General features: G+C 69.6%; 10 protein-coding genes. 3 read left to right on the forward strand and 7 right to left on the reverse strand.

All coding sequences use genetic code 11. The annotated features are described in order from the left end of the window. Positions 1 to 84 precede the first annotated feature (84 nt). A complete protein-coding gene (locus HUA76_RS06290; protein ID WP_174455982.1) occupies positions 85 to 1,542 on the forward strand; it encodes a reverse transcriptase family protein in 1,458 nt (485 codons plus the stop codon). Positions 1,543 to 1,551: 9 nt separating this feature from the next. Here HUA76_RS06290 and HUA76_RS06295 read toward each other — a convergent pair whose 3' ends face one another. After that, positions 1,552 to 2,457, reverse strand: a complete 906-nt coding sequence (locus tag HUA76_RS06295; RefSeq protein ID WP_174455983.1) for an alpha/beta hydrolase — start codon at positions 2,455 to 2,457, stop codon at positions 1,552 to 1,554. Between the two features lie 166 nt (positions 2,458 to 2,623). On the opposite strand from HUA76_RS06295, the gene HUA76_RS06300 reads away from it, so the two are divergent. Next, positions 2,624 to 4,150: a GMC family oxidoreductase gene (locus HUA76_RS06300; protein ID WP_174455984.1), complete on the forward strand. Its 1,527-nt coding sequence runs from the start codon at positions 2,624 to 2,626 to the stop codon at positions 4,148 to 4,150. 60 nt (positions 4,151 to 4,210) lie between these two features. Here HUA76_RS06300 and HUA76_RS06305 read toward each other — a convergent pair whose 3' ends face one another. From HUA76_RS06305 to HUA76_RS06325, 5 genes are all read right to left on the reverse strand, one after another. Continuing rightward, positions 4,211 to 4,354: a hypothetical protein gene (locus tag HUA76_RS06305; RefSeq protein WP_174455985.1), complete on the reverse strand. Its 144-nt coding sequence runs from the start codon at positions 4,352 to 4,354 to the stop codon at positions 4,211 to 4,213. A 202-nt stretch (positions 4,355 to 4,556) separates the two neighbouring features. Beyond that, positions 4,557 to 4,967, reverse strand: coding sequence for a hypothetical protein (locus tag HUA76_RS06310; RefSeq protein ID WP_246137334.1), 411 nt, complete (start codon positions 4,965 to 4,967; stop codon positions 4,557 to 4,559). 98 nt (positions 4,968 to 5,065) lie between these two features. After that, positions 5,066 to 6,229: a bestrophin family protein gene (locus tag HUA76_RS06315; RefSeq protein ID WP_174455987.1), complete on the reverse strand. Its 1,164-nt coding sequence runs from the start codon at positions 6,227 to 6,229 to the stop codon at positions 5,066 to 5,068. 349 nt (positions 6,230 to 6,578) lie between these two features. Further along, on the reverse strand, positions 6,579 to 8,207 hold the full coding sequence (lnt, locus tag HUA76_RS06320; RefSeq protein ID WP_174460459.1) for an apolipoprotein N-acyltransferase: 1,629 nt from the start codon (positions 8,205 to 8,207) through the stop codon (positions 6,579 to 6,581). A 2-nt stretch (positions 8,208 to 8,209) separates the two neighbouring features. Beyond that, positions 8,210 to 8,866, reverse strand: coding sequence for a hypothetical protein (locus HUA76_RS06325; protein ID WP_174460271.1), 657 nt, complete (start codon positions 8,864 to 8,866; stop codon positions 8,210 to 8,212). Between the two features lie 95 nt (positions 8,867 to 8,961). Here HUA76_RS06325 and HUA76_RS06330 point away from each other — a divergent pair, with 95 nt between their 5' ends. Continuing rightward, a complete protein-coding gene (locus HUA76_RS06330; RefSeq protein ID WP_174460272.1) occupies positions 8,962 to 9,885 on the forward strand; it encodes a hypothetical protein in 924 nt (307 codons plus the stop codon). Between the two features lie 93 nt (positions 9,886 to 9,978). Here HUA76_RS06330 and HUA76_RS06335 read toward each other — a convergent pair whose 3' ends face one another. Continuing rightward, positions 9,979 to 11,067, reverse strand: coding sequence for an SGNH/GDSL hydrolase family protein (locus tag HUA76_RS06335; protein WP_141644499.1), 1,089 nt, complete (start codon positions 11,065 to 11,067; stop codon positions 9,979 to 9,981). Positions 11,068 to 11,086 lie beyond the last annotated feature (19 nt).

Here is an 11,086-nt window from a genome sequence, read left to right on the forward strand (position 1 = left end):
GGTGGTGCTTTCCTGGCCTCCCTCGACTGCTCGTGATGATTGCCCGCCTCGTCCGACGCCGACGCGCCCCCTCGAGGTTCTGACATGACCGCCAGGCTGGAGTCGTTCGTCCCCGCAGCAGCGCCGCAGGCCGTTGCCACCCCTGCGCCCCAGGCTCCCGCCGCCAACGCGGTCGCCCAGCGCGAGGCCCGCCGCGCCGCGCATGAAGCCCTGCTCATCCGCTGGAAGGCCATCGTCGAAGCAGGCGGCGCCGAGTCGTGGGCCCAGGGCCAGCTCGTCTCGCGCGGCCTCGCCGTGGCGGACCTGGACTTCTCCGGCGCCTCCGAGAAGGAGAAGACCGCCTGGAAGGAGAAGAAGAAGGCCGAGGCCGCCGAGCTCCGCGCCCTGGGCCGCCAGGCCCATGAGGCCTGGAAGGCCACGCACATCAGCCATCTGGGCGCTGGCGTGCACTGGAAGGAAGACGCCGGCTCCGACAAGTTCGACGTCGCCCACCGCGAGGAGCGCGCGAAGTCCAACGGTCTGCCGGAGCTGGGCACCGTGGACGCGCTCGCCAAGGCGCTCGGACTCAGCGTCTCCAAGCTGCGCTGGTTCGCGTTCCACCGCGAGGTGGACACCGGCTCGCACTACATCAGCTGGGGCATCCCCAAGCGCGACGGCGGCACGCGCACGATTACGTCCCCCAAGCCGGAGCTGAAGCAGGCCCAGCGCTGGGTGCTGTCCAACGTGGTGGAGCGGCTGCCCGTGCACGGCGCGGCGCACGGCTTCGTCGCGGGACGCTCCATCCTCACCAACGCGCTCGCCCACCACGGCGCGGACGTGGTGGTGAAGGTGGACTTGAAGGACTTCTTCCCCACCGTGACGTGGCGGCGGGTGAAGGGCCTGCTGCGCAAGGGCGGCTTGCAGGAGAACACCGCCACGCTGCTGTCGCTGATGGCCACCGAGGCGCCTCGCGAGACGGTGCAGTTCCGCGGCAAGACGCTCTACGTCGCCAAGGGTCCCCGCGCGCTGCCGCAGGGCGCGCCCACGTCTCCCGGCATCACCAACGCGCTGTGCCTCAAGCTGGACAAGCGCCTGTCCGCGCTGTCGAAGCGCCTGGGCTTCATCTACACGCGCTACGCGGACGACCTCACCTTCTCCTGGACGAAGACGAAGCAGCCCAAGGCGAAGCGGGCGCAGGGCCCCGCGGTGTCGGTGCTGCTCGCGCGCGTGAAGGAAGTCGTCGAGGACGAGGGCTTCCATGTTCACCCGAACAAGACGCGGGTGAGCCGCAAGGGCACGCGTCAGCAAGTCACGGGGCTGGTGGTGAACAAGGCCCGGGACGGCGTGGCGTCCGCGCGAGTCCCGCGCGACGTGGTGCGCCGCCTGCGCGCCGCCATCCACAACCGCCAGAAGGGCAAGCCCGGCCGAGAGGGCGAGTCCCTGGAGCAGCTCAAGGGCATGGCCGCCTTCGTCTACATGACGGACGCGGACAAGGGCCGCGCCTTCCTCAAGGACGTGGAAGCGCTCGAGGCCCGCGAGAAGGAAACCCCGAAGGTCGCCTGACCGTCGTCGTCAGGGCACCGCCGGGGCCGCGCTTCCGGCGGCACCCTCCCCGCCCGACAGCAGCGCCGCATCGAAGAAGGCGCGCAGTCGGCGGGGATACTCCTGGGGCTCCACGTCGCTGAAGCCTCCATGACTCGCGCCCTGGATGCGCCATGTCTGGGCGTACTCGCGCACGTGGGCGAACAGCTCGTCCGCGAGCGGCTGGCCGGACTCCTCCGTGCCCATGACGATGAGCAGCGGCCGGGGACGGATGTGGTCCACCGCGTCGATGGTGCGCACCTCGTCGAGCGCGATTCCCCGGCGCCAGAAGGGCACCAGCGCGCCGGACTGGGACACGAAGCCGAAGCGGCGAAAGTCATACGCCGCCGCCAGCCACAACGTGTTGAACGGAGACAGCAGCACCACCGCGCGCACGCCCGTGTCCTTCGCGGCGACCTCCGCCACGGCGGCCGAGCCAATTGAAAAACCGAGGGCCGCCACCTTCCCGGGGTCCACGTCAGGGCGAGCTCGCACGAAGGCCAGCGCGGCGCGCACGTCCAGCCGCTCCTTGTCACCCCACGTGGATGTCTCACCCTGGCTCTCGCCATGGGCGCGCAAATCGAACAGCAGCACGCCGTAGCCCGCGTCGCGCAGGATGCGCGCCTCTGGCAACAGGTCCGCGCGTGTCTGGGATAACCCATGCGCCATCACCACGGCGGCGCGGTTGCGCGAGGGCACATACCAGCCACGCAATTCCAGCCCATCCTCGGTGAACAAACGCACGTCTTGCGCCTGCGCGAAATCAGCGGGCCGCGTGGGAGGCGTGCGGGGATAGTGGAAGTACGCCTCCGAGTGGCGCAGGGCCCGTCCGAAGAGGGCCAGGGCGACGAGCACCCCCAACACCAGCACGCCCGCGACAACCCTCCAGCCCTTCATGAAACACCTTCCCCGGGTCATGCCCGGCTGCCCGTCCAGCTTCACGCGAGTCACCCGCGACACAGGGGGGCGTCCATGGTCAACCTCGCGCGTGCCAGCTTACACTGGCGTGATTCAACTCGCGGTGACGCATACCGCGCATCACCTTTGCACTCGCAGGGATGCTGTGAGCACGTCCAAGAAGACTTTCGATGCGGTGGTGGTGGGCTCCGGAGCGTGTGGCGGCTGGGCAGCCAAGCAGCTCACGGAAGCAGGGTTGAACGTGCTGGTGCTGGAGGCCGGGCGGAGCGACCGGGCGGACCGCCTGCTCTGGGTGTGGCACCGCCTCCGTCAGAAGCTGCTCGGCTACCAGGCGGAGACGGACACCACGCGCAAGCAGCGCCAGTCGGTGCAGTCCACCACCTTCGCGTGGCCCTTCCATCCGCACGCGTTCGTGGATGACGTCGACAATCCCTACACGACGCCGGGCGACGCGCCCTTCACGTGGATTCGCGCACGGCAGGTCGGCGGGCGCACGTCGGTGAAGGCGCACGGCCGCCAGTTCTACCGGCTGTCTGACTTCAACTTCAAGGCAGGCGGGCTCGACGGCCAGGGTCCGGACTGGCCCCTGACGCTGGCGGAGCTGGCGCCGCACTACGAGACGGTGGAGCGGTGGATGGGCCTCTCCGGCAACACGGACGGGCTGGACACGCTGCCCGACTCCGTCTTCGCCTCCTCCATCGCGATGAACCCCGCCGAGCAGCACCTCAAGCAACACGTGGAGCGCCGCTGGCCCGAGCGCCGCGTCGTCGTCCGTCGTACCGCGGGCGCCCCCATCACCCTCCCCGCCGCGATGAAGACGGGCCGCCTCACCCTGCGCACCCACGCCGTGGTGAACCAGGTGCTGCACGACGCGAAGACGGGCCGAGTCACCGGCGTCACCTACGTCGACACCGAATCCGGCAAGACGCACGAGGCGCACGGCCGCGTGGTGATTCTGGCTGCGGGGACCATCGAGACGACGCGGCTGCTGTTGCACTCGAAGAGCGCGGCGTTCCCGGACGGGCTGGGCAACTCCTCGGGGCAGCTCGGCCGCAACCTGATGGACCACACGTACCTGCTCGGCATCGAAGCGAAGATGAACCTGCCGCCCGAGCAGCAGCGCGCCGAGCAGAGCTGGGCGTACATTCCGCAGTTCCGCAACGTCACGTCCCGCGAGGAGGGCTTCGCGCGAGGCTATGGCGTGCAGGTCTTCACCTTCGCGGACAGCTGTCACTTCGTCCCCTTCGGGGAGATGGTGCCGCGCGCGGGCAACCGCGTGACGTTGAGCGCCACGGTGAAGGACCGCTGGGGGATTCCGGCGGCGCACATCGACTGCCGCCACTCGGAGAACGAGCTGCGGATGTGCAAGGACGCCGTGGCGGCGTGTCAGGAGATGATGAAGGAAGCGGGCTTCACGGTGGAGAAGGTGAACGACACCCTGTCCACGCCGGGCATGGCCATCCACGAGGTGGGCACCGCCCGCATGGGCACTGACGCGAAGACGTCCGTGCTCAATCCGTGGAGCCAGAGCTGGGACGTACCCAACCTCCTCGTCATGGACGGCGCGAGCTTCCCCTCGCAGGGGCCGCAGAACCCCACGCTGACGATGATGGCCCTCGCCGTGCGAGCCAGCGCGCACCTGGTCGACGAGCTGAAGGCCGGCAAGCTCTAGGGCCCTGACGCGAGGGACGCGGCCACTTCGCTCCACGTGGCCGCGTCCTCGAAGCAAGCCTCACGCGTCGGGCTTGGTGTGCTTCTCGTGCTCCTTGGGCTTCTCGCGCAGGCTGATTCTCGAGCTCCACATCGCGGGCGTCATCACCACGATGAGCAGCGTCAACAGCACGGTGCCAATCATCAACTCCCAAATCATGTCCATGGTCTCGCTCTACTGAAGGCGGGCTGACGGCATGCCGGAGCGACAGACCTCTCGCACACGGCTCCTGAATGCATTCCGGGGGCGAGGGCGCGCTTGCCCCAAGACACGGGGACGCGACCTCGCCCAGGGCACGGAGCCGCAAGTCGTGGGCCTCGACAGGAACCGAGGACACACCACGAGCCAGCCCCGTGCGCCGGAGCGCTCAGAGGAGCAGCGTGCGGATGCGGAGGAAGACAGGAGGCCCCTGTGACGGGGGCATGTTCCAGAGGGACAGGGAGCGTTGCGAGCCCCACTCGGGCGCCTTGAGCGGCAGCCAGGCGACCGGCGGCACGGCGACGGGCGGCGCGACGAAGGGACTGGCACTGGAGACACTGCCCTCGGTGGGAGCAGGCAGGTCCCAGTGCGGCTCCTCGCAGCAGTCCCACTGGAGCGTCGGCTGACCGTGGGAGTCCGCGTGGGAGGAGTCCGCTTTCGAGTGCTCATGGCAGCGGCACTTGGAAGCGCGCGTCTGGACCTGCTTCTCGCAGTAGTGCCCCAGCCCCGCCACACCGCTGGCGGCGACCTGCCAGCCGAGGAGCAGCACGAGCGTGAGGAGACGCGACAGTCCAGACACGATGCCTCGGGTATACGCCCCGCCAGCACCCTCCGCAACGCGCGCGCCCGGAGCGGACCGCGCCACACTGACAGGGCCCATTCGAGAAGCTCGCGGCCTCAGTAGAGCAGCCCGTCCTTGGGTTGCACGGGCTGGGGAAGCTCCGTCTCCCCGAGCATCTGTCTCAGGTTGATTTCGATGGTCCGGCTGAGGGCCGTCATCGGCGTGTCGCTGAGGTCGTCCTCGAACGGTGTCTCGATATCCCGCCCGACGGCGTCCAGGCCGATGAACAGGAACGCGATGATGGCGGTGACGGCCGGAGTGAGCCAGCCCAGCTCCTCCACGACACCGAGCGGCAGCAGCACCAGGTAGGCGCGCGTCATCGCGAACAGCAGGCTGTCGTACTGGCGCGGCAGCGGCGTGTTCTTGATGCGCTCACAGGCGCCCAGCAGGTTGGTCATCTCGGTCAGTGTCCGGTCCATCGTCACGTGGAGGAACAGCACCTTCTGCGGGTCTGACACCTGGCCGTAGATGCGGCGAAGGCGCGTCGCCATCCACAGCAGAATCGCGGAGGGGACGTTGTGCTCCTCGCGCAGGGCGTCGATGACGTCGGGCCGGAAGAAGGCGACAATCTCCGGCAGCGGGTCCTGACGGCGCAGATGACAGCGCAGCGCATGTACGAAGCCCATCTGCGCGTAGACCAGCTCGCGTGCGTCCTCGGTGATGTCTTCGACCATGCGGGTGATGACGCCGCGCGGCTCGCCCTGGGCCTGAAGCGGAGTGCCGAGCACCGCGACCTCGCCCGATGTGTCGCGCGCCCCGGAGGGCACCCGTGCCTGACCGAACCTGTCTCGGACCGCGCCGTCGCTCGCCCGCGTGCCGCGCACCGTCAGCAGGGCACTGGGGCGGTCCACCGCGCTGCGCAGCAGGCGCGAGGGCACCGCGGCCAGCTCCAGCTCCGTGAGCTCGTCCCCCGGCTGGCGTCCGGGCCGGGGAAGCAGCGTGAGCACCTGACGAGCGAAGGTCCGAGACCAATTCACCACGCCGCCCCACAGCGTGCGGGCCTCCCACCAACGGTCGTAGGCGGAGTTGTTGCGGAAGGCGAGCAGCACACCCAGCGCCGCGGCGAGCACGGAGATGGGCATCGTGGGCACCGCCATCCAGGACGCGCCGAACACGCGATAGCCCACGACGATGGCCAGGGCGAAGAAGACATGCACGGCCACGGGGATGCCCGTGTAGCGGAGGATGATGTGCCAGGAGAGCCTCCGGCCGACAATCATTGCGCGAGCGCTCCAGGGTGAGAACTGCCTGCCCGGAGCGTCTAATTCCGGAGGTGCGGGCCGACAACGGCCAGCCGCGCACCGCCGCGAGGATGTGTCACGCAGACGCGCTGTCGGGTGGCGCACTGTCCTGGAGCGAGCAGAGCCGCTTCGGCGGTGGCCCCTCTCCGCGACGTCCTCACCCCGTCACGGCCCGCGATGGGCACCCATGCAGTCCGCGAGCGTCGTCGCGAGCAACACCTCCGATGACCCGCGCGCCGCCGCGTCAGTACCGCTCGCCCCGTCCACCGAGCACCGCGCCGCCGCGTCAGTACCGCTCGCCCCGTCCACCGAGCACCGCACCACCGCGTCAGTACCGCTCGCCCCGTCCACCGAGCACCGCGCCGCCGAGCAGCGCCACCGCCATCACCAGCGCCACGGGCCCCAGCCAGTTGCCCCACCTCCGCGCCAGGAAATAACCCGCGGTGTGCCAGGGCACGCGCATGACGGCGGTGCCGCGCTGGCCATCGCCAATCTCCGTCAGGATTTCGCCCGTGTCGTCGATGAGCGCGGAGACGCCCGAGTTCGTCACCCGCACCTGGGGCCGGCGCGTCTCGATGCTGCGGAAGACCGCGTGCGTGAGGTGCAGCCTGGGCCCGGGCGTGCCCCCGAACCACGAGTCATTCGACAGCGTGAGCAGCAGGTCCGCGGTGGCAGTCGCCTCGTCCGCGACATAGGAGGGGAAGAGGGTGTCGTAGCAGATGAGCGGCGCCACCCTGAGTATCCGCCCGTCGCGCCGCTTCAGCAGCACCGTTCGCGGCCCCGCGCCCGGCGACCAGCGTCCCGTCCACGGCAGCCACTCGCGCAGGCCCGGAGAGTCGATGAGCTCCGGCACCCACTCCGTCAACGGGAAGAGCTTCGACTTGCGGTACACCTTGCGCGTCGGGGCCTCTCCTTCTTTGTCTCCCGGTGACAGGAACATGGCGGCGTTGAACTCCTTTCCGCCCTCCACGTCATACGAGCCGAAGATGAGCGGCACGTTCCGCGCGGCGACATAGGCGGAAATCTCGGCGTCCAGCTCCGCGCCCGCCTCGCTCTTGGGCACGCCGAAGGGCGTCGGGTACACCGTCTCCGGCCAGATGAGCACATCCAGCGGAGCCTCGCGCAGCAGCGAGTCCGACAGCGCGTAGTGCGTGTCGAGAATCATCCGCACCACTTCGTAGGTGCCGTGCTCCGCCTTGAGCTTCTCGTAGTTGATGATGTTGGCCTGCACCGCGCCCACCACCAGCGCCGTCTGCGAGCTCCGCTCCACCACATACTGGGCGAGGCGGAAGGAGCCATAGCCCAGCATCACCACCACCAGCGCCACCGCCGCCACCAGGGGCTTCAGCGCGCCCGGAGCCCCGCGCGTCCTGAACGCGCGCCCCATCGCGAACACGCACTCATTGACGAACAGCAGCGCCAGCGTGAGTCCGGGCGCGCCCGCGACGTCCGCGAACTGCCGCAGTCGCTCCGAGTAGACGAAGCCCTGCCCCAGCGTGTCCGCGAAGGGCTTGGGCGCGAGCCACTCCACGCCCACGTACACCAGCACGCTCACCATGGGCGGCAACCACCCGGCCCGATTCCCCACCGCGCGCCGCGCCAGCTGCCGCGCCAGCGCCGTGACAGGGAACTGGAGCTGGAACACCGGCGCCAGGAGCAGCATCAACAGCCAGCACAGCCACAGCGGCGCGCCCGAATACGACTGCAGCGCGCCCGGAAACCACCCGAGGACGGCGGCGCTGAAGGTGACGCTGAGCCCCGCGCCCAGCAACAGGGCCTCGCGCGAGGAGCGGGCCCGGTCCACCACCACCAGCCACGGCACCAGCGCCACCCAGCCAAGCAGGGTCCACGGCATCCGGAGCAGCGAGAACACCCACAACGCCAGGGTGGTGGCGAGGACGGCGCCCAGGCCCCCGACGAAGCGCCGGCCGGATGACGCCTCCTCACGCCCCAGCATCTTCAAGGCGTGTCCTTGGACTCGTCGGACTTCGGCAGCTCCAGCATGCGCACGGGCATGCCTGGGGGCGCCAGCTCCGCGGGCACCACGCGATTCTCTGGAATCTCCAGCGGCTGCCCGTTCGCATCCACGGGCTGGTGGTCCGGGTGGAACATCAGGATGGCCTCCACGCGCTCACCCTCGTCCGTGGACTGGTAGTGGCGCACGTAGCCGGGAGGCAGCTCGAAACCCTCGGGCACGACGAGGCCACGCTTGAGCGGCTTGGTGCCAGGGCGATAGAGCTGAATCCCCGTGGGGCCGGAAGTGGGCACGTCGGGCTCCGTGGCGGGCGCGGGCGGGGCGGTGGGCTCCCCCATGACGGGCGTGGCATCCCCCAGCAGCGGCTCCTTCGCCGGCGGCCTGCGCACGGGCGCGCGCGCCACCACGGGCTCAGGCGCGGTGACGGGCGGCGGCGGGGCTTCGACATAGGGCGTGTCCTCCACCTCCACGTCGGAGGCGCTCAGCCACGCGCTCAGCGCGATGCACAGCACGGTGAAGACGAGCGCGCCGCCCACCAGCCACCGCGCGACACCGCCTCCAGGGGAAGCGCGAGTCGGGGCGACATGGGTGACGCCGTCACGGTCGACACGCCGTTCAGGGGATGGGTGCTGCGGCCGCATGCTCGCCGTGAGACCTCCGCGCTGCGTATGCTACGGACACCCTCTCGCCGAGGCAATGTGGCCACTCCCGGCGACCACTCCCCGCCCCTCGCGCCATGAGCTCCCCTTCCGTCGACACCCTCCCTGTCAGCGCGCCGCCGCCCACGGCTTCGCCCACCGTCGAGCCCGAGCGCTTCACGCTCCACGCCTGGACGACCGCGCGACGCGGCGTGGCGATGTCGGCCCGCTTCGTCACCGTGGGTAGCCTGCTCTTCTTCACCGCCTGGTTGCTGTGGGACATCCTCGAGGGCGCGGAGACGCTCAAGGCCGAGCCCCTCGTCTGGAGCCTCGTCCTGGGCGGAGGTCTGCCCGTGGCCCTGGTGGCCGTGCTGCGCTCGCGCGCCCGCGCCACGCTGGAGGTGGGCGCCAGCACCCTGACGCTCACGCTGCGCGACGGCGCCCGGCTGGAGATTCCGCTCGACGCCGTGGAGTCCGTGCGTCCCTGGCGCCTGCCACTCCCCGGGCCCGGGCTGACGCTGCGCCTGAAGTCAGGGCGCGCGCTCGGCTACGGCCTGGAGGCCGAGGACGCAGTGCCGCTCCTGGAGGCGCTCGCTCGACGCGAGGGCTCGCTGGGCGCGGCGGTGACACATCCGCTGGTCCGCTATGGGCGGGCGCGCCGGGAGCTGTGGCGCAAGCGCTGGTATCACCTGGTGCTCAAGCTCGTCGTCTTCCCGCTCGTGCCCGCGGGCATCTTCTTCCGGGCGCACCAGTACATCGCCTTCGGCGGTCCGTTCGGCGAGTACCAGCTCAACGGGCTGAAGGCCTATCTGCTCTCGTTCGGTCGCTACTACGCGCCGGTGACGCTGAGCCTGCTGCTCATCGCGTGCTTCTGGCGGGGCGTGGCGGAGCTGGTGTCGTTGGCCGCGGCGCGCTTCACGCCGTCGTGGACGCGGGGCGTGCGCAGGGGCGTCGAGTGGCTCTGCCGGCTCGTGTACTACGCGGGCATCATGGCCTTCACCGCGTCGCGCTTCCTGATGTGACATGAGCGGCGCCGGAAACGACGAAGCCCCCGACTCTTCGCGAGAGTCGGAGGCCTCGAGGTGAAGCTCACCCGCCCGACGCGGGTGCGAGCATCAGGGAGCGGTGGGGTTGAAGCGCGCGCTCTCCCAGCCCATGCGCTCGTGGCCCGTCTTGTTCCACTCGGGGTTCTTGCCGTCGACCACCTGCGCGTCCGTGAACTGGGGCGCGCCCGTGCCGGAGCCCGAGCCGGAGAAGATGCTCACGCTGATGGTGGTGCCGAAGTACGTCGGGTGGGTGTTGTCCGACTGGATGTAGTCGTAGCTGGTGCTGGCGTTGACGAAGTGCGTGTTCGCGTCGCGCAGCGTGGAGCGCAGCGCGCCGGTGATGCGAGCGACATACGCATCCTCCGTCTCACCCGCGACGTAGCGCAGGGCGGCCGAGTCCACCTGGCCGTCGCCGTTCGAGTCGTAGTCCGCGCCCATCATCTCCGCGAAGGAGTCCGCGCACTGGAAGCCGTACCGCGCCGCCAGGTTGCAGGTGCGCCAGTTGCTGCGGGCCAGCAGGGGGAGGAACTTCACCTGCTTGTTGATGGTGGCACCCGTCGCCGAGTCCTTGCAGGCCGTCTGGACGTTGTCCGCGGCGAAGCCCGGGTAGTAGATGTTGGAGACAATCTTGACCTTGGCGGAGGTCGCGTACTGGTTGATGGCCTGCATGGCCCTCTCCGTGTACGTGGTGCAGGCCGCCAGCGCCGCCTCCAGGCCGCTGTAGTTACAGGTGCCCGTCTGGTCCGTGAAGGCGCTGCGCGCCTGCAGGTAGTCGTTGCCGCACATCTCGAACATCACGGCGCGCGTGTTGGCCGTCTGCATGTACGAGCGCTCGGAGACAATCTTGTTGTTGTAGATGTCGTCGGCCCGCGCGCCGGACTTCGTGCGGCGGATGACCTCGATGTCCGTGTTCCACAGCTTCGCCAGGTACTCGCCCTGGACGACGGGGGCCGCGCGGCGCGCAACGCCACCGATGCCACCGTTGTAGCCCGCATAGATGGAGTCGCCGTAAGCCACGACGCGATACTTCGTCGTGGACGTGGACCGGTCGATGGTCCACGACGTGTTCTGGTTGATGGTGCTCGCCATCGCGCTACCACTCACCGTGGCGGCCGCGACAACGGCGACGAAGGACAGCCCATTGCGACGGAAGGACATGCCCGCTCTCTTTTCTTCC

Source organism: Myxococcus sp. CA056 (assembly GCF_013336715.1).
GTDB lineage: Bacteria > Myxococcota > Myxococcia > Myxococcales > Myxococcaceae > Myxococcus > Myxococcus llanfairpwllgwyngyllgogerychwyrndrobwllllantysiliogogogochensis.

Bases quoted from the DNA above. Each gene is read 5' to 3' on its own strand.
- HUA76_RS06330 (WP_174460272.1), top strand. From the start codon at position 8,962: ATGAGCTCCCCTTCCGTCGACACCCTCCCTGTCAGCGCGCCGCCGCCC.
- HUA76_RS06315 (WP_174455987.1), bottom strand. From the start codon at position 6,229: ATGATTGTCGGCCGGAGGCTCTCCTGGCACATCATCCTCCGCTACACG.
- HUA76_RS06335 (WP_141644499.1), bottom strand. From the start codon at position 11,067: ATGTCCTTCCGTCGCAATGGGCTGTCCTTCGTCGCCGTTGTCGCGGCC.
- lnt (WP_174460459.1), bottom strand. From the start codon at position 8,207: ATGCTGGGGCGTGAGGAGGCGTCATCCGGCCGGCGCTTCGTCGGGGGC.
- HUA76_RS06295 (WP_174455983.1), bottom strand. From the start codon at position 2,457: ATGAAGGGCTGGAGGGTTGTCGCGGGCGTGCTGGTGTTGGGGGTGCTC.
- HUA76_RS06325 (WP_174460271.1), bottom strand. From the start codon at position 8,866: ATGCGGCCGCAGCACCCATCCCCTGAACGGCGTGTCGACCGTGACGGC.
- HUA76_RS06305 (WP_174455985.1), bottom strand. From the start codon at position 4,354: ATGGACATGATTTGGGAGTTGATGATTGGCACCGTGCTGTTGACGCTG.
- HUA76_RS06290 (WP_174455982.1), top strand. From the start codon at position 85: ATGACCGCCAGGCTGGAGTCGTTCGTCCCCGCAGCAGCGCCGCAGGCC.